Origin of the sequence: Halorubrum californiense DSM 19288 (assembly GCF_000336875.1) — an archaeon.
GTDB lineage: Archaea > Halobacteriota > Halobacteria > Halobacteriales > Haloferacaceae > Halorubrum > Halorubrum californiense.
This window is the reverse complement of sequence record NZ_AOJK01000025.1, coordinates 112,975-137,579: the sequence shown is the minus strand read 5'-3', so window position 1 is coordinate 137,579 and position 24,605 is coordinate 112,975. Positions and strand designations below refer to the sequence as shown.

Sequence of the window (24,605 nt, the reverse complement as noted above, 5' to 3'; positions counted from 1 at the left end):
ACGCATGCCTTTTCAGAATTTGAACTGGAACCGAATCTATGAGAGCAACTTTCGGGGTAATCAGACCCTTGTAGGCGACTTCTATCGCCCACTTCTCGCACATTCTGTCCAGTACGACCGTCTCGCCGGCTACCTGAGCCTCCAGAACCTCGCCGACGCGCTACAGGGAGTCGAATCCGCATTCGAATCTGATGGTGAAATCCGCATCATCGCCTCAAAGCGCCTAAGTCAAGAGAACAAACCGGTTCTCACCGACGACGCTCCCCTCTCCGAGGAAGGCGAGTCACGGCTCGCCCTCATCGCCCAAATGCTGGACGAGGGACGGCTTCAGCTAAAAATCGGGGAACCGCGGAATAACTCCGATTCGGGAATCTTCCATCCCAAGCTCGGCATCGCGACCGACGCCGACGGGAATCGAATCACGTTCGAGGGAAGCATCAATGAGACCTACAACGCGTGGTATCGCAACTACGAGCGATTCAAAGTCCACCGCTCGTGGGACGAGGTCGAGAACGAGTACGTCGAGGAGGACGTGAAGACTTTCGAGCGTCTCTGGAACGAGGAGCACGACGATGTCGAGGTCACGAATATTGACGATGCCATCGAGCGAGACATTCTCGACTGGCAGCCCGAGTCCGACGAGGAAGTCGAGGAGCACGTCGAACGCCTGAAGAAATCGAGCGAGCCGCCTGCCTCCGAGGCGACGGTTACCCGTATCGCCAACGAGCGTGAGCTCCTCCCCGGTGCGATGCACATCGCCGAGGACATCAGTTCGATTGAGCCGTGGCCTCACCAGCGTGTCATCGCAGACACGGCGGCGAGCATCTATCCCGAGAGTCTCCTCCTCTGTGACGAGGTCGGCCTCGGGAAGACTATCGAGGCCGGACTGACTCTCTCTCGACTCCTCACCATCGGTGAGGTGAGCGACGCCCTGCTTCTCGTGCCCGCTACGGTCCAGCCACAGTGGCAGGAGGAGCTGCTTGAGAAGTTCAACATCAACGCCTACTCTTACGAGTACAGCGGCGCACAGCGCGTCCTGCGGGACGCCTACGGCATCGAACACTCCCTGTCGGACTATGAGACCATCGACGCGTGGGAAGACTCGCACATCGGTGAGTTCGTCTCTGACCGGGACGAGCCGACAGTGGTACTTGCCTCGTGGCATACCGCACGGCGCTCAGGGAACATGGGGATGTTCTCACCCTCCGTTCACTGGCAGGAGGAGCATCCGGGCGACCCGCCGAAGGATAGCTTCGAGTGGGACCTGACGCTCGTCGACGAGGCTCACCACGGTCGCGAGGGAACGAATCTCTACGAGCTACTCACGGAGTTACAGAACGACACGGTGTGTAACTACGTGTTGACGGCGACGCCGATGCAGCTCGAAATTACTGAGCTATTCGACCTCCTGCGTCTCTGCGACCTCCCCGACGGGTGGAACGACCGCGAGTCGTTTGACACGTATTTCGAGATGCAGCAGGACCTCGCAGAGGCGCTTGACGAAATCGATGCGGATGGTTCAGAGACTGTCGAGGAAGTTCTCCCCGACCTCGCATCGAAGTGGACCTACGAACCGTATGAGGGACTCACCCATCTCCGTACATGGGCGGGGATGATTCAATCATTTGTACAGGAGCACGAGGACGTAGCTGAATGGGTCGAGGAGCAGGTCGATGATAGCGACTTCGGGCTGAGCGAACGTCGCCAACTAAATCGTGTGCTTGGTACTGGTAAGCTTGGTACTCGTGACTGGGAAACCAAATTCTCGAATCTCTCTGTCGACAGTCTCTATTTCCTTCTCGAACTTGGAGACGAGACGACCCCAGTCAAGTCTCGGGTATTCCGGAACACTCGGCAGACCCTCCGCATGTGTCAGAAGGCGGGCCTTCTTAACCAGAATATCCCTCGGCGGGACATCGAAACACGGTCGGTTGAACTCGGAGACGCTGAGCCACTCTATGACCGTGTAGAGTCGTACATTAGTGACGTATACGACCAGTCGAAGAAGCTCTTGGAGGGTAAAGAGAGAACTGCTCTCGGCTTTGTGATGACTACGTACCGGCAGCGCCTTACTTCGAGTCTCCATGCTATCGAGGAGTCTCTCAAACGTCGCCGAGAGAACCTCAGCTCCGAGCTTCAAGACGTATCGGGAGTTTCAGAAAGCGACCTTCAGACAGGAGATATCGCCGGTCGCGAGGAAGTGCTTCGGCGAGAATACGGCCTGCGTGTGGACCAAATCGGAGCTAACAGTCCTGCTGGTGAACGAGTCCGGCAGTTCGAACTGAGCGAATTAGAGGCCTTCATCGCGCAACTCTACGACGTTCCCGAGGACCCCAAGTTGGAGCAGTTGATGCAAGACCTGAACGAGCTCAGCGCGAAAGCCCGGGACACGGTTATTATCTTCACACAGTATTCAGACACGCTTGATGCAATCAAGCAGAAGGTCTCTCTCAGCCACCACGGTGTTGGTACGTACTCGGGCAGCGGTGGCGAGATATATGACGCTGCTGAGGACGAATGGTCCGGCGTGAGTAAGGAACGTGTGAAGCGCGAATTCACCGACCCTGACGGAGACCTCACTATTCTCGTTTGTACGGATTCGGCGAGTGAAGGGTTGAATCTCCAGACCTGTGATGCGATGATAAACTACGATATGCCTTGGAATCCTCAGGTCGTAGAACAGCGGATTGGCCGAATTGACCGTATTGGACAGAAAAACGAGAAGGTGCTCGTGTGGAACTACATCTACGACGATACCGTTGAGGAAGACATCTATGAGCGTCTTGGAGAGCGAATCAGTCTATTCGAGCAGGCAGTCGGACCCCTACGTCCGATTTTGGATGGGTTAGAGGGCGAGGTTCAGAGTGTCGCGATGGGAGAGTCGGTGAAGTCGGGAGAGGATATCGCCTCTGAAGCGGAAGAACAGTCGAAAGAGGCGGAACAGAAAGTCCGGCAAGTGGGATTGACACAGGACCTCGACGAGGTCCATGCAGAGGATATAATCGAAGAAGCCAAGCTCTACGGGTGGACGACTTCGCATCCTGACGTTGGTCGTATCGGATATCCCGACCGGCCGTTCGACCCCCTTATCGACCCAGACGTGGTAAAACGGCTCTTTACCCAGAGTCAGGTTCTCCGGAATAAGGGCTGGACGTTCGAAATGCTCGACCGCCAGCTAACCGAAGATGAAGATGCTCCGTACCAGAAACTCTACCGCCTGAACATCCCGGAAGATGCGAACCCACCAATATCTCGTGAACCTCCTGAAGACACGGTACAAGCGATATATGCTGATACAGATGAGGTGTTGGTCTCGTTCGACCCAGAGGTGTTGGAGTGGTATCCCTCCGTGGTGATTCCCCTCCCGCACCAGAAGCTGTTTGAGTACCTCCTCACGGAACTCAAAGAGGAACTTGACGGAACCATTGAAGGCGAAGTCGTCCGTGTTGCTGGACAACTGGATGAACACGGCACCAAGGTCTGGACCGAGCCATCTGCAGTCTCCGATGCCCGCGTTGCTACCTACGCGACAGAGGCGCAGCGTCGTTTGACGCTTGATGTACCTCTACCAGATGAATCCACTGGGAAACGAGAAATCGGTGACTGGCTGAAAAGGTACGAAACATTAGTCGAGTAAATCCACCGTCTTCGGGTGTGTATGCCGAACTTCGACTCGGCTGCTTCTGGATTTGAGGCTCTGGAGAGCTTCTTCCGTGTCTGGCCGACGAGCGAGGTCAAAGTTCGCGAAAACGAGACAGTACGTATCGACGTGATGGGGTAAGCCAGCTAATCGGTCAATGTCGTCAGCAATTAGATTATATCGCTTAGAATCTTCTCGGAGGTACTTCGCGTTCTTGATAAACTTGAATTCGACAGCAGTGACGAGGTCCTCAACTCTGAACTTCTTACTACCACCCTCCAGCGAGAGCTCTACCTCATCAGCGAAAAGCACGAGGTCAAGCTTCATCTGACTACTCCCGAGACCGAAATTTGTCCCACTCACCTCACAATGAGCACGGTCGATACCCGTTGTTGAGATGATTTCATCGGCGTACTCGCTATGGTCTGGAATATTCCCGCGTGCGTTTCCTGAGTCGTGATTTCCTGTGAGATGAGCGGACTGGAGCTGGTCATTAAGAATCTGTTTCAACTCGAAAGCGAGCTCTGCTTCGACAAGATAGTTTGCAGGCCTCTCCACGAAGCGCTGTTCAAGTTGTTGGATTGAGCCCTCAATATTCATACAGACCTATTCTAGATTTGGGATGATAGTTGTATGGCGTATCTCAACTTCCCGAGTCCACATGGCAGAGGTGCTCCTTTGCACTCTCTCCGCTTCTTGTGGGTATGGCTCGATATTGTCCAGAAGAACAGGATGAAAAACCGGAGCTTCAGATACAACCCTCTGGCTACTGGGTCTGTTCCGGATGTGGTCAGATTTTCGGTCAGAGGTATCGTCAAACAATCACACGGTGGAAAGACCACCTTGTTAGAGACGACAATTTTTGAGGAGTGGCCGGTCCCTTTCCGCCCACAAAGGGGGTGTAAAGGATAACTTAGCGGCGGGAGATTGCCCTCTCTACATATTGCGCGCAAGAGGGAGCTTACACCCACCTTCTGAGAGCTTTATTGAGCTTTGCCTGCCAGAGTCAATAGAACAATTTACGCCTCCGAATGGATGGATTGGAAGGCTCTGAAGCTCTGCTGGAAGGCTTCAGCTTTCCCAAAAAACCGTGAGACACCGCCGAGGTCACTTGCTTTGTGAGGCTGTAAGGCTCTCAACCAGTACACCCCCCCAATTTGCTTCTGAAGGGGGGTGGGTGTACGTCCACGCGCAATAATAGGGTGAATTGGCTCTGTTGAAATCCTCAGCGGGTGATTCATTCTGGCTCGGTGACGGTCAATACAGGGTACTAACTGACCCACTAGGATACCCTATAACTCACTTTATATATTCTTACGGCGTACACAGTGTGTTCCAAATTAGACGGAACCTCTGTCGTTTGGAACCACCAATGGTACCTCATGGTAGGGTTACCCCGGTAGTCGGGCGGGGTGGTAGCCGCCCGAAAATTCGTTTTATTGGTAGTCTTAGCGACCAGCTGGTTCAGACAATAATATAGTTTCAACAGAGCCGATGAATAGTGTATAGATTACGCTTGGACAGCGACTAACTAACAGATTCTTTACCTTGTTTGAGAAATTGGCTACTGTATGGAAAGACCACTAAACGCTCTATTTCGGCCTCTATAGGGTTGTTGTCAACCCGAATAGCTATAACCACTCGTGTCATCTGTCATAGTATGGCCGACACGTACAGTCGTGGTCTGCCGCCTGTGACGGCGGATGTGACCTTCAAGACAAAAGAAGGGGAGAGAGTCCGCCCACGCGGTCGTCTCCCTCCCCGTATCAGGGACGAGCTCTCCGGTCATGACCTAACGGTGGTTATGGAGGATGGGCCAACTGTCCAGTGGAGTATCGACAGCTATGGTCGAGGGACACTCCCTGCTGAGATTCGTGATATCGTGGAAGCGCGAACGTTTCGAATTGTCGTCAGCGGCGATTCAACGCTAAGATTCCACCCGGTTTCGGAATCTCACCGGCCTACCGAATAAGACCTCAGCTACCTGAGGAAGAAAAAGCCAGCAATGTCACCTATAGATACATCTACAGACAGTATAACTGTATCGCCGTCTCGACTCCTCACGGATGGAGGAGTTGATGAGAAGAGACAGTCGCCAGAAGATTCGCAGTCACGTTACCACCCTTCTACACAGGAGGTGGCAGATTCTTCGCAACCAGAGACTAATTCAGAGCCCTCTCACGAGCTTCGAGAGCCATCTGCCGAAGTCACTGGTACCGATGGGCAAAAAGACGAAGAAACTGATGTAGTGGCCAAGCCAGACCTCAAGGCTCACCGAATCATTTCGCTTGAAGAATTGGACCCTACTCTTGGGCTTGCTCAGCGTGTCCGTCGTGAGTCGTCAATTCTGATAGACGCCTACGAGACGCAGGAAGACCAAATTCTTGATATTAGGTATCCTGCCTACTCTGTTGGTAAAAACTTGGAGTTACAGATTATTCCGGCAGATGAGAATCCTCTCTTTGCTATCGTCGATACTAGTGAGGAAGAGATTGCCGTTTCAGAATACAAGGCATTTGACAAGGTTCGGTCGTCCGCTCAACTCAATCAATTTGTCCCCAAATGGGCTATGAGGTTAACTCCGGATGAGACAGAAGCAGCTAGGAAAGCTATTGAATCCGCATTTGCTGACGCGGTACAAGATTACGATGAGGGGAACATACAGAATTATATTGTGCCCTCCGCAGCTAGTTTCCTCAAGCAACAGACCGACTCTGTCCGTCTTATTGTTCCGACGGGTATCGAGGCCGATGATGCTGAGTATGAGGTGACGTTCAAGCCAGACCCTCGTCGAAACATCGGCGAATCTGGGTCTGTCCGCTTTGATGTGGCCTTCGCAAATGACCCCTCTGCGAGGGTCATCGCCGATGTATACTCTAACCGTCTTTCAGGCATGCTTCGTGGATTCGAGGCAGACTGGGCAGCAGAGTGGTTGTTCGATTACTGGGATGAAATGGCTCAGGAGGAAACGGTCGAGAATGAGCAGGAGCAAGCGCTCATTGAGCTGTTTTTGTCTCAAATGAGTAATCTAAAAATTGGGCCTCTGACGGAGCATGTGGCTACCGAATGGTGGAAACCGAACAACACGCGGGGAATCTACATCGAGCCTGACGACGGTGTTCCGTATGTCGTTGTTGGGGGACAGTACATCAAGAACTTCGTAGACCAGCATCGCCACGAGGTTCACAGGTCTATCTCTGACCTTCTGTTTCAGGATGGAGTTCTCGTTGAACGTCCCGGAAACAGAACTTCGGCGAACAAATTACTCTGTGCTGAGGGGTTGGATGCCAAACCTTCTGTATGGATGGTTTGTGCTTCTCGACTGGACTTCGACCCGGAGTCGCTCTCTGAGGATGGAAGAGATTGGAGTGGTGATGGTGAGCTGTCGCCGAATGTCTCAGTCTAATCATGACTACTGTAACTCGAATAATTGGAATGGCTGGTGCGGGTAAGTCGTGGGAGTGTAATCAGCGCCTTTTGAAGCTACTCAAGGCCGGTGTAATAGAGCCGAGCGACATTCTCATCACTTCGTTCAACAAGGCGAATACCTACGATATCATCACACGGTTGGAGGACCCTGATTTGATAGAGGGAGTCCAGAGATTGGACGCGCTAGTAGACGAAGGGGAATTCGATGACGACGGGATTACGGTCCGTACGTTCAACAGTATCTGCTACAATCTTGTTTACGGAGACGAGAAGTTCCAGTTCGACCGGTTGGTGGTAATGGACCGAGAGTCTGATGAAGAGGTCTTCCAGCAATTCTTTGAGGAATGTGCGCCTCAATTCGAATTCAAGTATGTGCCTCCGTCAAGGGTAGACGAGACTGCTGGCAGAGAAAGTCTCCCAGCAGCCAACCAGATTCTTCGGGCGTACAACTACCTCCGTGCGCTCGGGTATGGTAATACGCCGGAAGAATACCGGGCCTATTCGCGAATGGATGCACAGGTGGCAGCGCCTGAAAGTAGCGTAATTGAAGTGATGCAACAGTGGGACGAGTGGAAACAAGCGAATGGGATTGTCCAGCACGACGATTGTGTTCGCGGTGCAATCAAATTGGGGAAGGTTCCCTCAGGCTCGGTGCTTGTCATCGATGAATTTCAGGACCTTTCACCACTCCAGTATCGACTGTACAAGCTCTGGCGAGACAGTCAGGAGTTTGACCACGTCATCATTGCTGGTGACGAAGCACAGGCCATCTACGGATTCAGAGGAAGCACAGGACGATACCTTCGTGAGACCTACTGTGATAAATCAATAGAGTTGTCTGAGAGTTGGCGATGTGCTCCCGAAATCGTCGAAAAAGCGCAAGAAATCATCGCGGGATACGGGTACTTCGATGAGACGCTATCTTCGCATCGAGAAGACGTTGATGAAGTTGTAGACTCACTTCCGGTAGCTGGAAGAACTGCTGAAGACCTCCATCCGGTGGTTGAGAAACTGGTGGCTGACCTCCCAAGGAATAGGTCAGTGATGATTCTTGGACGTACCAACCTCGACGTACAGCGTGTCGCAAAGGCCCTGAATGACCTTGGATATCCGAACCAGCCTATTGTACCGGCGGATAGTGAACTTAAAAGTGGTCTCTGGTATTGGGAAACACCAGCTCCTGAAATTCTGCACACACTTCGTCGCTGGCTTGTAGGTGAACAACTCTATCCTCGATACGTTGAGAAATTGCTCTCGACTACAGATATCGACCATCCGTGGGTTGAACATGCTATTTCCGGGTCGCTCGTTAAGTATTCAAAAGCAGATGAAGGGTATCACGAGTATCCGGAACTACACGATGGAGCTCTGTATTCACCGGATATAATCGACGAGGTTTTTGATTCTCCGGAGTCCACAGAATCGGTTCTCAACAATATTCAGCTTGATGACACCCGACGCGAGGCTCTCCGACAAGCGCTCGATAACACGCACGATATTCGACCGGACCAAATTAGGGTGGGAACCATTCACTCTGCAAAGGGGCAAGAGAGCGCCCGTATTCTCTTGCTGGCTGGATATTCGTATCGGCAAGCACAACGGTATCGGAACAAACCGGGTGTTGAGAAGGAAGAGCGACGACTATACCATGTCGCGGTAACTCGTGCAGCTAACCAGTTGTACATCGTTACTAAGTGGAATGGATATGAACCGTGTCCAATTTTCCTCTGAGATAAGTTGTGCTAATGAGGCACCGTCTTGGACACGGTCGGGACATGATATACTGCTTCTAAGGTGTTAATAGCGAAGCTGATTCATTAACTATTCTTCTCCCCAGTATCGATTATTTCGGTTAGAAACGAGTGGTTTGTTTTCTCCAAGGGTGAATCGGTAAGCGTGGAGGCTTTCCGATTTCCACTCACGCTTTTCAGGACCATCTACAGGATATGGGACGTAGAACATCGCCTGTACTTGGTTTGATTTCTCTGTTGGCTCTGGATACCGTTGATAGACCGTCTGAATCTCGCGTCCAGATGTCTTGATATCGATGTTCAAATTTTCATAGAATCGGGTCACATCTTCCACCATTCCCACCTCAACGTAGAAACCAGCATTCCGACAGGCGACATCAGCAATACGACCGTCTCTCGGGTAGGTAGCTTCGTACTCAATTGATTCGCACCCTAACTGACTGAGGAGCCAGCCTCCAACCGCCTTCAAGTCAGCATGAGGTTCGCTTATTGCCTCGCTAGCGGCTGCATTTCTCCGGATACGTCGAAATTCGCTAGTAGGTATCGATGACATCTCAAAGGAACAGCAATCCACTGAAATGTAACCCTCAGCAACTAGATTTTTCAGACGGAGGTTTTCCCGTCGTGGAGGTCGTATCAGTTCCGGGACTTCATCTGGGTGGACCTGTGTACTCCACGAAATTACATTACTCGCCGGTCCTTTCAACTCCTCTTGTGAGATATTTAATAGCAGTTCGGCCTTCGGACCGACACGCCAAATCGACGAGTGTTCCGAGTCCCGTGTGAGCCACGAGTGCGACTCCATCTCACGTAGGGTTCTCCGCACGGTCGCTCTGGACCCTTCCTCAAATGGGAGGTCGGAAATTCTGAATTCCCCTCTCTCAGCTATCTGTTCAAGCACGATATTCCATGTCTCATCGCGTATCGTGGACATTTAATTCAGTAGTTTTAGCAACTACATACTCCAACACGGCTGATTTGTATATAATATAGAAACAATATTACAGATGGGAAAGTCTGAACTAAACCAAAGCTATCGGAGATTCTATCTATGATATGGATAATGGACGGGGAAAAGTTCTAACTGATGGGGATTTGTTCTATGACAGAATTGAAGGACAGTATTATCGATGTAGAGCTTGCCATTTGAAGACATCTGCACGCTCGATTGAAGAGATGATTCACTATCACAGATGTACCGGAAGAGAAGGTGCTAAACGAAACGACACTGGCGGTTCAGATGATATCTGATTTCTAAACAGTGTGTTATTGGTGAGATGCAAATACCTGTACGCGCTCGTTCTCCTGTAACCACTGGTACTCATGATGGGCTGCTCGGACAACATCTTGAACGGAGTCGTCTTTTCCTCCGATTACGACGACAGTAGTTCCGTCTTTTTGCAGGCGGCACTGTTTGTCCATATGCCCAATAGAGTTTCAGACCGATAAAAAGAACAAATATTACTACGGCTATGTGGGTGTGAACTAATTGTATCTGCTGTTTAAACGATGATGTGTCTTCTCAAGCGCAATTAGCCGAAAGAGAAGTACAGCCAACTCCGCTATTGCTTATTTTCTATTCGTAGCTACACTCTGAACAGCAAAATTCCGGAATTTTTTAAATGTCCAATAATATTTGCTACTGGGGAACGACATCAATACAGCAGAATACGCTCTGAGGTGAGATTGAGCATATTTCCAATACGGGTTATATAGGCTCAAACAGCGTCTGAAACTGATTTTGGGTACTTAAGGTCTTCTACTTTTGGAATGAACTCGAACTAGTATTTAACTATTGCTACTTTTGGGAAATTCAATATTTAGGTACACTTATGTTGACAATCAGCGTATTTACTGTTGATGAGTAATACAGAATCGGATGACGAAAATACGAGTCTGCCCAACTTAGATATTGAAGGCGCTACGAAGCCCGTTAGCAACTTTCTACCTACTGAAAATAGTGGTCAGACCAAGGATTCGGAGGTAAAAACAAATCAAGAAACCTGTGGCGGTTGGAAGGAACCTGTTCAGAGGTTTCGTGATGGGGACCTTGAACTTCTCACTGCAACGCTGGACAGTGATGACCTACGGAAACTCGGCGTTCCTCCGGGTGTGAATAGTGTAGAAGTCCAGATTGTGGGTGGGGTACTGCTGATTAATCCCGCATGAATAGTGGGCACGGTCATCCTGACTAATTATTCCACTAACTTCACCCGTGTAGTAACTGAAAACTATTATACAATCTAAAGCATCCTAGCCACTCTATGACGGAAAAACACCACATCGGCGTATATACTCCACAGGACCGGTACGAGATGTGGAAGCAGGAAGCCGACGAGTTGGGAATGTCAATGAGTCAGTGGGCGAACGCAATGGTCGAAGCGGGCTTGAAAAAATTCGACCGTGATATCCAACCTGAAGAATCGAAGAGCGACCTTCGAAAAAGGAACACACAGCTCTGGAACGATTATGAAAAAGTTCGCAAAGAACGCGATAAGCTAGAGACACAGTTACACCAAACTGAACGACGGGCGATAGTTGAGTTCGTGGAGGAGAATCAGGGATGTCGGTATAAGGAAATCGCTCAACACCTCGCGAAGAATCGTGGGTCACGGTTAACAAAGTTGCTTGACGCACTGGATGGCGAAGAAATCGAAATAGACGAAGAGGGCCGCGTAAACCGACTATGATTGAGACGAACTACGAGTACGCGTCAGGGTATCATGAGGGAACAATGGTTGAGCAGGATGCACGCGCGTTCTTGGGCGTCTACAAGAGTGTTGAAGCCGTATCTCAACGGTATCGGTTTGAGACATTCAAAGACGACATAGATGCGGAGAAAGAGTGGGAAGCCTTCGATGCGGCTGAGTTAGAAGGTATGTCGTATTCGACGCGGAAGTACAAGTATGAGAAGGCTTGGCGAGAGTGGCGCAGTTACTGTGATGAACACGGTGTCCATCCAGCGTTAGCCGACCCACAGGATATCGAGAATCACATCGCTGAACAGCTGGAATTAGTACCGTCACTAGGAACGGTACATACGGCTCGGTTCCGTCCACTCTACTTGTGGTACCGGTGGATGCAGTTCCACCCGGACTACGACCATCGATATAACCCGTGTGTGATGGCAGTGTTGCTCGGCGGAGCAGTATACGACGTGTGGGCGCTGCGGCTAGGAGACCGAAAGAACGTACCTGAGAGCTATGAATAAAGACATAGAGGAGATTGCATCAGCTCAGTTTGGCACAGAGGCTGACCCACTTCTGGAACTACAACCGCAGACGGAAGCTATTGAGCGAGAGTTGGGGGAGCCTATCTTCGATTACTACGAGCGCGAAATACTCGGTAACCGTCGACTCAAGGAAACCACGAAAGACCATTATCGCAGAGCGTACCGAGACTGGCAGGAATGGATGTCGGTGAATTCGACGCGACATCCGACCTTGCCGAGTGTGAAGAACGTCAAGGACTGGATTCAATATCTGTGCAGGTCAATGAATGAGGGAGTCGCACTGGACAAGGTCAATTATGTGAAGAAGGTATACGAATGGCTACAAGGTAAGCCTGCGTTCAAGCACCCAACGCACTATAATCCGTTTATCATCGCCAAGAATGAATACGAACTCCGGGAATCTGAACCAGATGATTATCCGAAGCTCGTGTTAGAGGATATTATTGAGCAAGTCAAGTCAATTAAGCATATTGGTGAGCGTGCAGCCACGGTATTCCAATTAAAGACTGGTGTGAGGTCAACAGAGCTGTCGAATATTCGGCTTGAAGAACTTCACCTCTCGAATGCAGATGTTCGGGCTCACTTCGACGGTCGGGACGGACAACGTCACGAGGCTATGGGCTCACATGACCAGTTAGAGGACTACGCAAATGCCGTGTATATCCCACCGGATGATGGTGCTGAGCATGCGGGAAACAAACGGAAGATGCCGACGGTTATTCCACTGGATGGAGAGACGCAGCGGGTACTGGTCGATTGGTTGTTGATTCGTCCAGACAACGGTGACCCACACGTATTCTTTACTCAGAAGGGGAAACCGTTAGGGCGCAATTCACTGCGACACGTATGGACAAAGCACTGGCATCCACAGTACCAGTATGGCGTGGAGGATGAGTTCCGCTCGATTAGTCCACATTATGCTCGGCACTGGTTCACGACGTGGTTCCGCGTGACAGCGAATATGCCTGAATTGTGGGTTCAATATCTTCGCGGTGATAGAACGGGGCATGAACACGGGTCAGGTCGAGCAGCGATTCATCGGTATATCCACACGTACTACGAAGACGTAGAGGATGCGTATGTGGAATCGGTGTTCAAACTCGGTATCTAGTGGGTGGCCTCGTCTGCTGTCTTGTCTATTTGACGTATAAATTAGAGACAACTATGTGGAAGAGACCAGCCGAACAAATAATGGGATAACACGGATTTGTATCCTCACATGGTATTCGGATTTTCGCAATTACAGGCACTCTCCGTGTTCACAACCCTGCTTATTGGAGGCTGGTGGACGTTCACACTTCGGACACGGACGACACATGAAAAGGTGAGAAGAGAGATGAGAACCCAATTCTGGATAAACCACTCTGTTGACCTACCATACGCACCCGGACAGCTATCACCAGAAGCAACCGATTCGAGATTGGTTGTGAAGGGGATTGAAATCAATGAGAACTACTGGTGGCTGCGAATCGGAGACAGAACGGACCCCTATATTCTCGCCGACCCTAAGGAGACTTATCAGCGGGTAAAACGACGAATTAAAGCATTTGCCGCGAAGGGACAATATTTGCTTTACCGAAATTTTGTCCCATATGCTGGAATAAAGACGGAGGTTGAGCTCCTCATTCAAACTGAACGGTGCCGAATACGAATGAATGAGACAGTTGAAGAAACCGATATAGGCACACTGTACGAGGGGCCAAGGGTAGGAGAGGCTGTGCCAGTTGTCGGTTCTGTAAATGAGCTGTGGGATGACCTATACCGCGTTCACGTCGAAACTGATGACTATGTTGAGGCGGATAAAGCGATGAGGGAGCTCGCCTCGTCAGATTTTATCGAATTGCGGCGAAATAACAGTTAGAATCATCAATAGGATATTCAGGTTCTGTTGAAAACCTTAGGAGGTGATACATTCTGACCGGGGTCTGGTCAGTACAGGAGATTCACCAATCAGTCGAGGTTGTTAGTATACCAAGTGCTTATTTCGATAAACAGAGAATATTGAGATATGGTCACAGGTCAACAGATTGGGGGGAGCCTTCTTTCTGTATTAGTATTTATTACGGTGTTCGCATTTCTTTGGCCATACCTCCCTAAAGAAGGAGTATTTGGAAGCCTCAGTTGGCAGCTTAAAGCCGCAGTTGTACTGATTAGTGGATTTCTTGTTATTGGGCCGGGACAAGTCGCTTGGGATATTCTGACAGACTCAGGGATTTAGACTTGATATCTAATGGGTCCGCGCAGTCTGCTGATTTTGCTGATTACTATTTAAACAGTATATAAACACCTGTTCTGAGAATCGCCAATTCGGCCGCGGTCAGTCGGTTTTCCTATTATGTCTTTGCTCTACCTTGTTCAACTCGATCAGCAGCCGGAAGATCGCCTTCACGAGGTTCGCGTCCACGTCGAAGCGCTCGGCGTTCTCTCCCGCGCGCTCCATCACGCGCTCCTCTTGGCCCTCGTCGGTGGTCGGGAGGTCGCGCTCGTCTTTCACGGCCGCGACCGTGTCGGCGACGTACGTTCGGCGGGCGATCAGTTCGACTATCTCGCGGTCGATGTCTTCGATCTCGTGTCGCAGTTCGTCGAGGCTCCGGTCCTCAGCGTTGGGTGTGTCGCTCATTGGTAGTGGGGTGGGTGGTGTTCGCGGACGGTCACTCGACGGCCGCGCCGTCGTTTCTGGTCGTCGTTCGCCGCAGCGTCCCGGGGCGGTCGCCCCACGCGTCGGCGACCGCGTCGAGGTCGGTCTCGGGGTCGTCGGAGTCGGCCACGGCGACGACGCTCGGACCGGTTCCCGACAGCGACACCGCGGTCGCGTGCGGCATCGCCTCGACGGCCGGGTCGGCGTCGAAGCCGAGCGCGGCCGAGAACGCCAGCCCGTTCACGGTCATCGCCTCGCCGTACCGGCCGTCGAGCGCGAGGTCGGCGACGAGGTCCGCCATCGGCGCCACGGCCTCGCAGCGCGCCACGTCGGCGTCCGCGCTGTACGCGCGCTCGGGCGGCGTCCAGACGAGGACGTCCCAGTCGACCGCCTCGCGGACGCGCAGTTCGTCGGCGTCGTTGTCGGTGACGGTGACGCCGCCGAGCATCGACGCGGTCGCGTCGTCGAAGGCGCCGGTGACGGTGACGCCGGCCTCACGGGCCGCCCGCACGCCGAGCCGGCAGGCCGCCAAGCGGGTGACGTCGACCGCGGGGTCGTCGGCGTCGTCGCCGACCGCGTCGTCACTTGCGCGGCCGCCGTCGCCGACCGCGAGCCCGAGCGCGTCGCAGGTCGCGAGGACGGTCGCGTTGGCGGCCGCGCTGGAGCTTTTCAGCCCCGCGGCCAGCGGCACGTCGCTGTCGGTCCGGACGCGGCCGCCCTCGCCGTCGCCCCAGCGCTCCGTCGCGAGCGCGACGCAGCGCTCGATCAGGTCGGTGTCGGCGTCGGCGTCCTCGGCGATCTTTCCCTCGACGCCGTCCGCCGCGGGGTCGAGTTCGACCGTCGCGCGCGTCTCGACGTCGATGCCGAACGCCGCGCCCGTGCCGGTCGCGAGCGCGTTCAACACCGTTCCGGCGCCGAGCGCCGCCGCCCGTCCCTCCATGGGTTCACGGCTCGCGAGCGCGGACAAAGAGGTAGCGATCACGGCGAGTCTCTCACGGGCGGACCGCGGTCGCGACGCCCCGCGCCGGCTCAGATCGGCTCGGCGCGCCTGACCGCCGCGTCGACCGCGTACCGGTCCGACTCGGGCCGAACGCTGCTCCGTCGGCTCGGGAACGTGATCTCGACGGTGAACCGGCGGGTCTGCGAGCCGCCGAACCGGTCGTCGCCCGTGAACCGCTCGGTGTCGTACTCGAACCCGACCGCCTCGCGCTCGTCGCTCCCCGCCGGCGTCGCGTACGCGTCGACCCGGAACTCGACGGTCCCGTACTCGAACCGCCCCGCGTTCTCGACGGTCAAGCGAGCCCGGACGGTCGTCCGGCTCCCGCCGTCGCTCACGTCCAGAACCGTCGCGTCGGTGACGACGAGCCCCGATCCGTCTGGACCGACCTCGTCCGGTGTGGACTCGTCGTCGCCGTCGCTTCCCGAGTCGTCACCGGATCCCCCGTCGCCGTCGGAGCCCGTTCCGTCACCGCCGTCGGCGTCCGACTCGTCGCCGCCCGCCCCGTCGCCCGTCTGTCGGGCGTCGGCCCCGTCCTCCTCCTCGGAGGTCACGAGGCAGCCGGCGAGCAGTCCGGCGGCGCCGACCGCGAGGACGCCCCGCCGCGACGCCCGTCGGCTATGTCGGTGGGTCTCTCCGCCGTCGCGGCGGTCGTCGCCACGGTCCGCGCCGCTTCGTGGGTCGGTCATCGCATCACCGTCCCGAGGACGCCGGTCGACGCGCCGACGGCGCCGGAGACGAACGCCGTCGCGAGCGTCGGCAGGGCCGCGTCCGCGAGCCCGTGGGCCTGCGCGGCGGCGTCGCCCTGCGAGACGACGATCACCGTGACCGCGATCAGTCCGTACGCCAGCGCGCCGAGGCCGGTCCCGAACCCGCAGGTCGTCGCCGCGGCGACGACGCCGCGAGCCCGCGACCCGACGAGGACGCCGAGGACGCCGGCCAGCGGGACCGCCGCGACGAGGACGGTCGCGGTCGCGGCGAGGTACGACTGCGCGATGAACACCGGCCCGAACCGCGCGGTCTCGCCGGTGGCGGCGGTCGCGAGCGCGGCCTCGGCCCAGCCCGTCGCGGCCGCGCCGACGATGCCGACGCCGGCGCCGATCAAGGCGAACACCGCGGCCACGAGACCGATCTGGTTCGCGTTCACGCGCCGGTCACCCACCCGTGCCGTAAGCTGCCGTGCCAGCCGGTCCGCTCCTCCCACGCGTCGCCGGAGAAGCCGGTCGCGAGCAGGAACTCGCCGGCCCGGACGACGTAGCCGTACTGGACGCCGGCGTGCTCGTCGAAGCCGTACCGCTCGCCCTCCGCCTCGCGGTGGTAGAACCGGTCCCAGGCGGTCGGGCCGTCGTCGGTTTCGGGCGTTTCTCCGCTCTCCGTGTCGGAACTGTTCCCGTCGGCGGTCGTACTGTTCTCGGTCGCCGAACGGTTCCCGCTGAAGTCGGAGCCGGCGAGGGTGGCCTCGGGGTCGATCGGCGCGCGCCCCTCGGTCGAGCCCTCGTCGAGCGCCGCCGACAGCCGCTCCTCGGCGGTCTCCGCGTCCGGGTACCGCTGGACGTGGACCGGGACGCCGTCGAGTTCGCGGGCCCAGCCCTCGAACGCCTCTCGGCGGCGATTGCCAACCGGGGGGCGGTCCGCGAACGCGACGAACAGCTCCTCGACTCGGTCCGCCGGCCGCGGGATCGGGCCGAGCCGAGCGCGCAGCTCTCGCCGTCGCTCGGGGCCGAACGCGTCGCCGTAGATGCGCGGGATCCGGTCGCGGTCGATCTCGTCGCGGTCGTACGGCCGGTGCGCGAACGTCGAGAAGTTCCGGCTCGCGACCGCGAGTTCGACCAGCGTTCCGGTCGTGACGCGGCCCCGCTCGGGGTCTTCGGGCGGCAGCGGCGCCAGCAGGCGTCGGAACAGCCGGTTGTGAATCGGGTTCCGAGAGAACGCCTCCTCGACGTACGTGGTCGTGCCGATGCTCGCGAGGCCGGTGCGCAGCCGGTCGAGTTCTTCGAGGGCGCGGTCGACGTCGCCGCGCGGCGCGAACTCCCGGAGGACCTCGACGTGGCGGTCGACCCGGGCGCGGATCCGCGGGCCGGGCGAGAAGTGCGGTTCGAGGGCCGCGGCCGCGCGGGACGCAGCGGCCTCCCCCGCGGCCGCGACCGCGTCGACCTGTTCGGTCGAGATCGCCGCCTCCTCGTCGACGGTCGTGCGGACCGACCGGACGGTCGAGACCGCGCCGGCGACCGCGTCGCGGTAGGTCGCCACCGCCTCCGGGTACTCGGTCGCGAACCACACCGCGTCGTCGACGACCTCACGGGTCGCGTCGGCGAGCGCGGCGTTCGTCACCGACGGGTCGCCGTCGGTCTGATCTGGCGGGTCGTCGGGAGGGCCGTCTTCGGACGGGTCGCCGGAACCGTCTCCGTCGCCCGGCGCGTCGGCGCTCTCCGGGGCGTCGGGGTACTCGACGCCTTCGACGCCGAGACACCCGGCGGTCCCGACGAGGGCGGCGCCGACGCCCAGAAGCGTCCGTCGCGTCCGTTCCATGACACGCACTCCCCGCGGCAGGGACTTAAATGTGGCACGCCGATTCTCGCGGTTGAGGGCGCCCCGTCGCGCACCGTCGCAGTCGGGTCATCTGTGGACGGGTCGTCTGCGGGCGTGGGCCGGCGCACTCCGGGGCGAGCCCCGAGCGCGTTCCTTTTGAGGCCGGCACCCCGAACGTCGCGTATGTCCGCGCCATCACGCAGCGACGTGCCGCCGACGTCGATCGGCGTCGACCTCCGCGAGGAGGGAATCGTCGTCGAGTACCTCGACGGCCGGACGACCCTCTACCGGGGCGTCCCCGAGTCAGCCGAGGGATCGGTGACCGCCGGCCCCGGCAAGGAGACCCACGTCCTCGTCACCGACCCCACGGAGACGGAGGGCGTGATGACGTACGTGAACGACTACAAGACGGACGACGAGATCCTCGAGGAGTCCGGCGTCGGCCGCGTCATCGTCGAGGACGGCGAGCGCGACGAGGTGTTCCCCGGCGTGATCGTCGGCCGCGACGGCAAGCGCAACGAGGTCGTCGCCGACCCCGAGGTCGCCGGCGGACGCGTGTTCGTCTTCGTCGAGGACGGTTGGACCGAGGGGAGCTACGAGATCGTCGAGGGTCCCGAGGACGGCCTCGACGCGCACCGGTGAGCCCGACGCCGACGGGACCGGTCAGATGAGCCTCGCGAAACCCTGGCGCGACCTCGACCGCTCGACGGTCGGGAGCGCGCCCGACCGCTACGCCCTCTACGAGCTCGGCGACGCCGACGGCGACACGGTCGGGTTCGGCACGGGCGTCCTCCGCGACGAACTGAAGGAGGCGGTCGCGTACGGCGACGCCGCGAAGGTGCGCTGGGAGCTGGCCGACTCGCCCGACCACGCCGAGCGGCTGCTCGCGGATCACGTCGAGGGATGGGGGTACCAGACGCGCGGGAACGACCGACAGACGAAAGTCCCGCGGCCGCCGAGGGAGTGACATGAGCGACGAGGCCGACGGCGACGAGGCCGCGACCGACGGCGGCGACGAGGTGCTCCGCGCCAGCGACATCGGCGGCGAGGGGCCGCCGATCGAGGAGAAGCCCTACAAGATCGTGTTCGAGGCGAACAAGTGCTTCGGGGCGGGGAAGTGCGCCGAGGTCGCGGACAACTGGGTGATGGACGTGGTGAGCGGCATGGCGAAGCCGGAGGCGTACTACATCGGCGAGGAGGACCTCGACGAGAACGTCCGCGCGGCCGAGGCGTGTCCCGCCAAGAAGGACGCCGGCGTGATCCACGTCGTCGACCGGCGGACGGACGAGGAGATCGCGCCGGATCCGCACGGCGACGGAACGCTCTCGGTCGACTGGTAGGGTTCGGTCGAACTTCCGAAAGGGGTTTCACCGCGCCGCGGGTAGCCCGACTCGCGCGGGGGTGGCTGAGCCTGGCCAAAAGCGGCGGACTTAAGATCCGCTCCTGTAGAGGTTCGAGGGTTCGAATCCCTTCCCCCGCATCGCTGTCGCGAACACACCGTGAGCGACAGCGCTCGGAACAGAAGGGATTCGAACCAAGGAGCGGGAGGTGAGCGAGCCGCGACGCGGCGAGCGAACGGGAGCGACTGTGGTTCGAATCCCTTCCCCCGCACTCCTGCGGCGAGCACTTCGCGAGCAGCAGCAATCAGCATAGAAGGGATTCGAAACAGGGAACGAAGCGAGCGCAGCGAGCGGAGTGAGTGAGGTTCGAATCCCTTCCCCCGCACTCCTGCGGCGAGCACTTCGCGAGCAGTAGGGTGAGCCTAGAATGGATTGTCGCCGTCAGCACGGGGAGGACGGTCAACGGCGCTGGTACAGCCACCCCGCGAGAGCGCAGAGCGGCACGAGGACCGCACCGACGGGAAGGCTCCAGTAGACGAGGCCACCCCGAGCGAGGACCGCGAACGCCGTGACCGGATCGCGGAAGACCGCGGGGGTCGCCCCCGCGAGCTCTCGAACGGCGAACAGCAGTCCGAACGGGACCGGAACCGCGAGGACGGTTCCGAGGGCCGTCACGGCACCCGCGATAGCACCCCGTCGGGGCGTGGACGCGGCCGACAGTCGCCGTCGCCACAGCACCCTCCCGATCGCGAACCCCGCGATCGGAGCGGCGAGGGTCGCGTAGAAGACGAACCCGGTGTACCCGAGCAGGTACAGGTCGGTGCTGAACGGAACCCTTCGGGTCGGACGAAGGATCCAGAGGGCGGCGAGGTAACAGAGCGCCGCGACGAGCGCAGAGGCGCCGGCGAGGAGCCCAGCGCCCGTCGCGTGTGCCGGCACGTGGCGCTCGACTCGACGCCACCGGCTCATATCCCTCCTACGACGCTCGCGTACATAACGGAGCGCATCGGGCGGGCGGGACCGAGTGGAGGCCGCTCAGTCGCGGAGCCGGTCGGAGCGCTCCGACCACCCCGTGGCGTCCGTCGCGAGGTCGCGGACCTCCTTGCGGATCCCCGCGTAGTTGTCGACGATGTCCTGCGTGGTGACGATCCCCTCCGGGGTCATCCCGTCGACGGCGACGAGCTTCTTCACGCCCTCCGACCGCATCCGCTTCGTCGCCGTCCGGAGCGTCGCGCTCGGGCGGACCGTGACGAGCGGGGCGCTGGCCGCCTTCCGGACCGGAATCGTCGACAGCGGGTCGTCGGTGGCGTAGCCGGCGCGGAGCACGTCGCTCTCCGTGAGGATCCCGGCCGGCGTCCCGTCGTCGGTGACGACGACGCTGCCGACCCGGTTGCGGAGCATCCGCTCGGTGGCGTCGCGGACCGTGGCGTCGACGTCGCAGGTCACGAGGTCCGTCGTCATCACCTCCTCGACGAGCATACGCCGGGTACCGCGCCGGCGCACTTGTAGGTGTCTCCGCCGCTCAGTAGTGCCACGGGTAGTCGCGGAACTGCGGCTCGCGTCCCTCCAAGAACGCGTCGCGGCCCTCCTGGGCCTCCTCCGTCATGTACGCGAGCCGCGTCGCCTCGCCAGCGAACACCTGCTGGCCGACCATTCCGTCGTCGGCCATGTTGAACGCGTACTTCAGCATCCGCATCGCGGTCGGCGACTTCCGCGTCATCTCGTCGGCCCACGCCAGCGCCACGTCCTCTAGCTCCTCGTGTTCGACGACCTCGTTGACCATCCCCATGTCCGCGGCCTCCTCGGCCGAGTAGGTCTTCCCGCGGAAGAACACCTCGCGGGCCTTCTTCTGGCCGATCTGTTTCGCGAGGTAGGCGGAGCCGAACCCGCCGTCGAACGAGCCCACGTCGGGGTCCGTCTGGAGGAACTTCCCGTATTCCTCGCTGGCGAGCGTCATGTCGCAGACGACGTGGAGCGAGTGGCCGCCGCCGACCGCCCAGCCGGGGACGACCGCGACGACCGGCTTCGGCATGAACCGGATCAGTCGCTGGACTTCGAGGATGTGGAGCCGCCCGGCGCGCGCCGAGCGGACGAGGTCGTCGTCGTCGTCGCCCGCCTCGTCGTCGTCGCGGTACTCGTAGCCGGAGCCGCCCCGCACCGACTGGTCGCCGCCGGAGCAGAACGCCCAGCCGCCGTCCTTCTCCGAGGGACCGTTCCCGGTGAGGAGGACGCAGCCCACGTCGGCCTGCTTGCGCGCGTGGTCGAGCGCGGCGTACAGCTCGTCGACCGTGCCGGGCCGGAAGGCGTTGCGGACCGCGGGGCGGTCGAAGGCGATCCGGACCGCGGGGACGTCGACGGCGCGGTGGTAGGTGATGTCGTCGAACTCGTCGGTGACGGGCTCCCACGCGTCGGGATCGAAAATCTCCGAGACCATGGAGGACCGTGGGCCCGGCCGCTAATAAACAGCGTCGGATCGAACTGAAAAGGGAACAGGGAGGGAACAGAGCGGGGAGGCAAACAGAGCACAAAAGGAGCGGAGGGGAAACGGAACGGAGCGGGGAAGGAACGGGGAGAGAATGAAAGGGGGAGCGATCGGAGGAAAGACTGGCCTGTTCAGGAGGAATGTTCTTCGCCGCGCCGCACGACGAGGACGGGGAGCCGATCCCAGCGCCTGAGACGGACGCCGGAGTCGCGGCTCGCCCGGCGAGGCTCGTCAGTCGTCCTGCGCGTACGCACCCTTCGGGTGCCCCTTATGCTGGAGGTTGCGGTTGTCGCGTTTCCGGGTCGCGGTCGCGGGGATGACCTCGCGGGTCGGGTCAATTTCCGACCGCGGCATCCCGGTGTAGCCGTGGTCCGGATGCTCGGAGCAGTGCGCCATCGCGTCGTGTGAACCTTCCCACGGTCCCTCGTCACAGCCGTCCGCCGTACAGACGAACACTATTTCCTCTGACATGCTAACCGAGGGTTCCTGCCGGGTGTATAAAAACCTCGCACCGAAATTATCAGATTTGAATTCGACATCGACGCCACCCGAACCGACCGACTGCGCGGACAGACTCGCTAGTCGCTGACCGCAGGTGCGCCGAACAGCTCGACGCTCGTCCCGTCGTGTCGGCAGTCTTCGAGCGCGTGTTTGGCCGCGAAGCCGGCCTCGTGGGCGGAGGCGCCGCGACCGACGCCGACCTGAAGCTCGATGTCGACGTTGTCTTCGACGTGCGCGACCGCCGACGCGAATGCGGATTCGGGGAGGTTGGGACAGACGGCGATGATGTTGTCGCCGCCGACGAAGAAGGAGAGGGCGCCGTGCGCCTCGCGGAGGTGGCGCATCAGCGAGCCGTACGCCCGTTCGATGTTGATGAACGTGTCGAACTCGTTGAGTCGGTCGGTGTACTTGCCGGTCGCGTTGACCACGTCGAAGTGGGCGACCTGAAGGTCCGACCGCTCCGTCTCCGAGAGGTACTCGCCGGCGAGCACCTCGGTCCGGTTCTCGTCCTGCGCGCTGCCCTCGGTCTGGAGCCGCCGGTTCGCCGCCTCGAGCGCGTCGACGGGGCGCTCGGCGACGGCGGTGCCGAGGCTGACGCTGACCGGGTAGCGGTTGCCGATCGACTCCTGAAGGGTCGCGTGGGCGGCGCCGTCGACGCCGTTGGTCACCGCGATCATGTTGTCGAACCGAGTGAAGAAGACGTAGGCGTCGCGGTGCCCGAGGAACTGGGCGACGTCGGCGAACAGCCGCGACTGGAGCGTCTGGAGGTCCATCTCCCGGCGCGGCTCCGGCGTCGTCGTCCACGGCCCGTAGTTGTCGATCTGGACGAGGGTCACCTGGGTCGTCGTCACAGTGAACATCGGTACGGAACGCTGCCGCTTTATGCTTCCGTTATCCCGAAGGTGGGACTGGTATCGGGTTCGTGATTGGTGTGGCCGGCGACGATCGTAGTCGAGGTGGCTGGCGGCGGCGCTCCGCCGTGGGTCCGGGCACAACCCCTCCACCCCGGCGCAACCCCTACGCCCCGGGCACAACCCCTACGGTTGTGGCGCCCCCACTCGGAGTATGGCATACAGCGGCGCCGTCATCGACGTCGACGGCACGGTCGTGCGCGGCGACGATCCGATTCCGGGTGCCCCGGCGGGGTACCAGCGGCTCGGCGAGGCCGGGATCGAGCCCCTGTTCGTTTCGAACAACCCGACGAAGGCGCCGCCGGCGTACGTCGACCGCCTCGGCGCGGCGGGGTACGATATCGACGCCGACCGCGTCTTCACCGCCGGCAGCGTGACGATGCGGTACCTCCGGGAACACCACGCGGACGACGACCTGCTCTGTATCGGCGCCCCGGGGCTGCTCGACCAGTTCGCGGACGCCGGCCTCTCGACGACCGACGACGTCGACGCCGCCGACGCCCTGGTCGCCTCCATCGACCGCGGGTTCGACTACGACGACCTCTGTACCGCGCTGTGGGCCCTGGAGCGCGACATCCCGTTCATCGGCACCGACCCCGACGTGGTTATCCCGGCCCCCGAGCGCGACATGCCCGGGTCGGGAGCGGTGATCAACGCGATAGCGGGCGTCGCCGAGCGCGACCCCGACGCGGTCCTCGGCAAGCCCTCGGACACCGCTATCGAGATGGTGCGCGAGCGGCTCCCCTACCCCGCCGAGGAGTGTCTGGTGATCGGCGACCGGCTCGACACGGACATCGCACTGGGCGAGCGCGCCGGGATGACGACGGTCCTCGTCCGGTCCGGCGTCACCGACGACGACGACCTCGCCGCGTCCGCGATCGACCCGGATCACGTGATCGACCACCTCGGCGAGATCGACCGCGTCGTCGGCTGAGGGCCGCACAAAGGGCCGCCAATAACGTTCATCGTGTGGGAAACAGTTATATTCCAGCGAGCGTACCGCTCGCACATGAGAGTGGTTGACTCACACGAAAGCCGGAGCGGGGACGACGAAGAGGATCCGGAGGAGTCCGTCCGCGTGCTGGAGGGACACGCGGTCCAGTTCAACGAGTACCGGTACTGAGGGCGGCGTCGCGGCCGCTCCGGTCCGCGATC

Annotated in this window: 24 protein-coding genes, 1 tRNA gene and 1 pseudogene; 14 read left to right on the top strand and 12 right to left on the bottom strand. The window is 58.9% G+C overall.

Annotated elements, in window-relative coordinates; genetic code table 11:
* Positions 1–4: 4 nt before the first annotated feature.
* Positions 5–3,637, top strand: coding sequence for a DEAD/DEAH box helicase (locus tag C463_RS05635; RefSeq protein ID WP_008441839.1), 3,633 nt, complete (start codon positions 5–7; stop codon positions 3,635–3,637).
* On the opposite strand, the gene C463_RS18490 is transcribed toward C463_RS05635, so the two are convergent.
* Positions 3,626–4,240 (bottom strand): hypothetical protein, encoded by a 615-nt coding sequence (locus C463_RS18490; RefSeq protein ID WP_152422371.1) that lies wholly within the window; start codon positions 4,238–4,240, stop codon positions 3,626–3,628. The genes C463_RS05635 and C463_RS18490 overlap by 12 nt on opposite strands.
* A gap of 1,405 nt (positions 4,241–5,645) precedes the next feature.
* Between C463_RS18490 and C463_RS05620 the strand changes: the two genes are divergently transcribed.
* Both C463_RS05620 and C463_RS17495 read left to right on the top strand, forming a co-directional pair.
* On the top strand, positions 5,646–7,046 hold the full coding sequence (locus C463_RS05620; protein WP_152422370.1) for a hypothetical protein: 1,401 nt from the start codon (positions 5,646–5,648) through the stop codon (positions 7,044–7,046).
* A gap of 2 nt (positions 7,047–7,048) precedes the next feature.
* Positions 7,049–8,800: a UvrD-helicase domain-containing protein gene (locus tag C463_RS17495; RefSeq protein WP_080510772.1), complete on the top strand. Its 1,752-nt coding sequence runs from the start codon at positions 7,049–7,051 to the stop codon at positions 8,798–8,800.
* 90 nt (positions 8,801–8,890) lie between these two features.
* Here C463_RS17495 and C463_RS19370 read toward each other — a convergent pair whose 3' ends face one another.
* Positions 8,891–9,754, bottom strand: a complete 864-nt coding sequence (locus C463_RS19370; protein ID WP_193365858.1) for a hypothetical protein — start codon at positions 9,752–9,754, stop codon at positions 8,891–8,893.
* Positions 9,755–10,680: 926 nt separating this feature from the next.
* Between C463_RS19370 and C463_RS18485 the strand changes: the two genes are divergently transcribed.
* From C463_RS18485 to C463_RS18475, 6 genes are all read left to right on the top strand, one after another.
* Positions 10,681–10,989 (top strand): hypothetical protein, encoded by a 309-nt coding sequence (locus tag C463_RS18485; RefSeq protein ID WP_152422369.1) that lies wholly within the window; start codon positions 10,681–10,683, stop codon positions 10,987–10,989.
* A gap of 95 nt (positions 10,990–11,084) precedes the next feature.
* Positions 11,085–11,510, top strand: coding sequence for a hypothetical protein (locus tag C463_RS05610; protein ID WP_008441829.1), 426 nt, complete (start codon positions 11,085–11,087; stop codon positions 11,508–11,510).
* Complete coding sequence (locus C463_RS05605; protein ID WP_008441826.1) at positions 11,507–12,031, top strand: hypothetical protein; 525 nt, start codon at positions 11,507–11,509, stop codon at positions 12,029–12,031. The genes C463_RS05610 and C463_RS05605 overlap by 4 nt, the downstream gene beginning before the upstream one ends.
* Positions 12,024–13,163: a tyrosine-type recombinase/integrase gene (locus C463_RS17485; protein WP_080510771.1), complete on the top strand. Its 1,140-nt coding sequence runs from the start codon at positions 12,024–12,026 to the stop codon at positions 13,161–13,163. The genes C463_RS05605 and C463_RS17485 overlap by 8 nt, the downstream gene beginning before the upstream one ends.
* Positions 13,164–13,271: 108 nt before the next feature.
* Positions 13,272–13,913 (top strand): hypothetical protein, encoded by a 642-nt coding sequence (locus C463_RS18480; protein ID WP_152422368.1) that lies wholly within the window; start codon positions 13,272–13,274, stop codon positions 13,911–13,913.
* A 147-nt stretch (positions 13,914–14,060) separates the two neighbouring features.
* Positions 14,061–14,270: a hypothetical protein gene (locus C463_RS18475; RefSeq protein WP_152422367.1), complete on the top strand. Its 210-nt coding sequence runs from the start codon at positions 14,061–14,063 to the stop codon at positions 14,268–14,270.
* 99 nt (positions 14,271–14,369) lie between these two features.
* Here the strand turns inward: C463_RS18475 and C463_RS05600 are convergent, their stop codons facing one another.
* The 5 genes from C463_RS05600 to C463_RS05580 all read right to left on the bottom strand — a co-directional run bounded on the left by C463_RS05600 (position 14,370) and on the right by C463_RS05580 (position 18,216).
* Positions 14,370–14,672 (bottom strand): chorismate mutase, encoded by a 303-nt coding sequence (locus tag C463_RS05600; protein WP_008441822.1) that lies wholly within the window; start codon positions 14,670–14,672, stop codon positions 14,370–14,372.
* Positions 14,673–14,703: 31 nt separating this feature from the next.
* Positions 14,704–15,630 carry a shikimate kinase gene (locus C463_RS05595; RefSeq protein WP_008441819.1) on the bottom strand — a complete coding sequence of 309 codons (927 nt, stop codon included), beginning with the start codon at positions 15,628–15,630 and terminating at the stop codon, positions 14,704–14,706.
* Between the two features lie 89 nt (positions 15,631–15,719).
* The gene (locus C463_RS05590) at positions 15,720–16,376 is read right to left on the bottom strand and encodes a hypothetical protein (protein ID WP_008441817.1); all 657 of its coding nucleotides are present in this window, start codon (positions 16,374–16,376) and stop codon (positions 15,720–15,722) included.
* Positions 16,373–16,834 carry a hypothetical protein gene (locus C463_RS05585; RefSeq protein ID WP_008441815.1) on the bottom strand — a complete coding sequence of 154 codons (462 nt, stop codon included), beginning with the start codon at positions 16,832–16,834 and terminating at the stop codon, positions 16,373–16,375. Before C463_RS05585 ends, C463_RS05590 begins: the two co-directional genes overlap by 4 nt.
* Positions 16,831–18,216 (bottom strand): hypothetical protein, encoded by a 1,386-nt coding sequence (locus C463_RS05580; RefSeq protein ID WP_008441813.1) that lies wholly within the window; start codon positions 18,214–18,216, stop codon positions 16,831–16,833. The genes C463_RS05585 and C463_RS05580 overlap by 4 nt, the downstream gene beginning before the upstream one ends.
* A gap of 183 nt (positions 18,217–18,399) precedes the next feature.
* On the opposite strand from C463_RS05580, the gene C463_RS05575 reads away from it, so the two are divergent.
* From C463_RS05575 to C463_RS05560, 4 genes and pseudogenes are all read left to right on the top strand, one after another.
* Positions 18,400–18,858, top strand: coding sequence for a DUF5796 family protein (locus C463_RS05575; protein ID WP_008441811.1), 459 nt, complete (start codon positions 18,400–18,402; stop codon positions 18,856–18,858).
* Between the two features lie 25 nt (positions 18,859–18,883).
* Positions 18,884–19,117: pseudogene (locus C463_RS05570) on the top strand (DUF7508 domain-containing protein); the annotation flags it as partial.
* 67 nt (positions 19,118–19,184) lie between these two features.
* The gene (locus tag C463_RS05565; protein ID WP_008441808.1) at positions 19,185–19,556 is read left to right on the top strand and encodes a ferredoxin; all 372 of its coding nucleotides are present in this window, start codon (positions 19,185–19,187) and stop codon (positions 19,554–19,556) included.
* Between the two features lie 55 nt (positions 19,557–19,611).
* Positions 19,612–19,696: transfer RNA gene (locus C463_RS05560), tRNA-Leu, on the top strand.
* A gap of 319 nt (positions 19,697–20,015) precedes the next feature.
* On the opposite strand, the gene C463_RS05555 is transcribed toward C463_RS05560, so the two are convergent.
* From C463_RS05555 to C463_RS05535, 5 genes are all read right to left on the bottom strand, one after another.
* Complete coding sequence (locus tag C463_RS05555; RefSeq protein ID WP_049905570.1) at positions 20,016–20,525, bottom strand: hypothetical protein; 510 nt, start codon at positions 20,523–20,525, stop codon at positions 20,016–20,018.
* 66 nt (positions 20,526–20,591) lie between these two features.
* Entirely contained in the window at positions 20,592–21,035 is a 444-nt protein-coding gene (locus C463_RS05550; protein ID WP_008441806.1) for a CBS domain-containing protein, read from the bottom strand.
* A 43-nt stretch (positions 21,036–21,078) separates the two neighbouring features.
* Positions 21,079–21,990 carry a 1,4-dihydroxy-2-naphthoyl-CoA synthase gene (locus C463_RS05545; protein ID WP_008441805.1) on the bottom strand — a complete coding sequence of 304 codons (912 nt, stop codon included), beginning with the start codon at positions 21,988–21,990 and terminating at the stop codon, positions 21,079–21,081.
* Between the two features lie 279 nt (positions 21,991–22,269).
* Positions 22,270–22,509: a hypothetical protein gene (locus C463_RS05540; protein ID WP_049905569.1), complete on the bottom strand. Its 240-nt coding sequence runs from the start codon at positions 22,507–22,509 to the stop codon at positions 22,270–22,272.
* A gap of 107 nt (positions 22,510–22,616) precedes the next feature.
* Positions 22,617–23,390 carry a GTP cyclohydrolase III gene (locus C463_RS05535; protein WP_049905600.1) on the bottom strand — a complete coding sequence of 258 codons (774 nt, stop codon included), beginning with the start codon at positions 23,388–23,390 and terminating at the stop codon, positions 22,617–22,619.
* A 214-nt stretch (positions 23,391–23,604) separates the two neighbouring features.
* Between C463_RS05535 and C463_RS05530 the strand changes: the two genes are divergently transcribed.
* Complete coding sequence (locus C463_RS05530; protein ID WP_008441800.1) at positions 23,605–24,384, top strand: HAD-IIA family hydrolase; 780 nt, start codon at positions 23,605–23,607, stop codon at positions 24,382–24,384.
* The last annotated feature ends 221 nt before the right edge of the window (positions 24,385–24,605 follow it).

What these genes read in the sequence shown, in the direction of transcription:
- C463_RS05635 (WP_008441839.1), top strand. Translation starts at nt 5, where the DNA reads ATGCCTTTTCAGAATTTGAACTGGAACCGAATCTATGAGAGCAACTTT.
- C463_RS18490 (WP_152422371.1), bottom strand. Translation starts at nt 4,240, where the DNA reads ATGAATATTGAGGGCTCAATCCAACAACTTGAACAGCGCTTCGTGGAG.
- C463_RS05620 (WP_152422370.1), top strand. Translation starts at nt 5,646, where the DNA reads ATGTCACCTATAGATACATCTACAGACAGTATAACTGTATCGCCGTCT.
- C463_RS17495 (WP_080510772.1), top strand. Translation starts at nt 7,049, where the DNA reads ATGACTACTGTAACTCGAATAATTGGAATGGCTGGTGCGGGTAAGTCG.
- C463_RS19370 (WP_193365858.1), bottom strand. Translation starts at nt 9,754, where the DNA reads ATGTCCACGATACGCGATGAGACATGGAATATCGTGCTTGAACAGATA.
- C463_RS18485 (WP_152422369.1), top strand. Translation starts at nt 10,681, where the DNA reads ATGAGTAATACAGAATCGGATGACGAAAATACGAGTCTGCCCAACTTA.
- C463_RS05610 (WP_008441829.1), top strand. Translation starts at nt 11,085, where the DNA reads ATGACGGAAAAACACCACATCGGCGTATATACTCCACAGGACCGGTAC.
- C463_RS05605 (WP_008441826.1), top strand. Translation starts at nt 11,507, where the DNA reads ATGATTGAGACGAACTACGAGTACGCGTCAGGGTATCATGAGGGAACA.
- C463_RS17485 (WP_080510771.1), top strand. Translation starts at nt 12,024, where the DNA reads ATGAATAAAGACATAGAGGAGATTGCATCAGCTCAGTTTGGCACAGAG.
- C463_RS18480 (WP_152422368.1), top strand. Translation starts at nt 13,272, where the DNA reads ATGGTATTCGGATTTTCGCAATTACAGGCACTCTCCGTGTTCACAACC.
- C463_RS18475 (WP_152422367.1), top strand. Translation starts at nt 14,061, where the DNA reads ATGGTCACAGGTCAACAGATTGGGGGGAGCCTTCTTTCTGTATTAGTA.
- C463_RS05600 (WP_008441822.1), bottom strand. Translation starts at nt 14,672, where the DNA reads ATGAGCGACACACCCAACGCTGAGGACCGGAGCCTCGACGAACTGCGA.
- C463_RS05595 (WP_008441819.1), bottom strand. Translation starts at nt 15,630, where the DNA reads ATGGAGGGACGGGCGGCGGCGCTCGGCGCCGGAACGGTGTTGAACGCG.
- C463_RS05590 (WP_008441817.1), bottom strand. Translation starts at nt 16,376, where the DNA reads ATGACCGACCCACGAAGCGGCGCGGACCGTGGCGACGACCGCCGCGAC.
- C463_RS05580 (WP_008441813.1), bottom strand. Translation starts at nt 18,216, where the DNA reads ATGGAACGGACGCGACGGACGCTTCTGGGCGTCGGCGCCGCCCTCGTC.
- C463_RS05575 (WP_008441811.1), top strand. Translation starts at nt 18,400, where the DNA reads ATGTCCGCGCCATCACGCAGCGACGTGCCGCCGACGTCGATCGGCGTC.
- C463_RS05565 (WP_008441808.1), top strand. Translation starts at nt 19,185, where the DNA reads ATGAGCGACGAGGCCGACGGCGACGAGGCCGCGACCGACGGCGGCGAC.
- C463_RS05555 (WP_049905570.1), bottom strand. Translation starts at nt 20,525, where the DNA reads ATGAGCCGGTGGCGTCGAGTCGAGCGCCACGTGCCGGCACACGCGACG.
- C463_RS05550 (WP_008441806.1), bottom strand. Translation starts at nt 21,035, where the DNA reads ATGCTCGTCGAGGAGGTGATGACGACGGACCTCGTGACCTGCGACGTC.
- C463_RS05545 (WP_008441805.1), bottom strand. Translation starts at nt 21,990, where the DNA reads ATGGTCTCGGAGATTTTCGATCCCGACGCGTGGGAGCCCGTCACCGAC.
- C463_RS05540 (WP_049905569.1), bottom strand. Translation starts at nt 22,509, where the DNA reads ATGTCAGAGGAAATAGTGTTCGTCTGTACGGCGGACGGCTGTGACGAG.
- C463_RS05530 (WP_008441800.1), top strand. Translation starts at nt 23,605, where the DNA reads ATGGCATACAGCGGCGCCGTCATCGACGTCGACGGCACGGTCGTGCGC.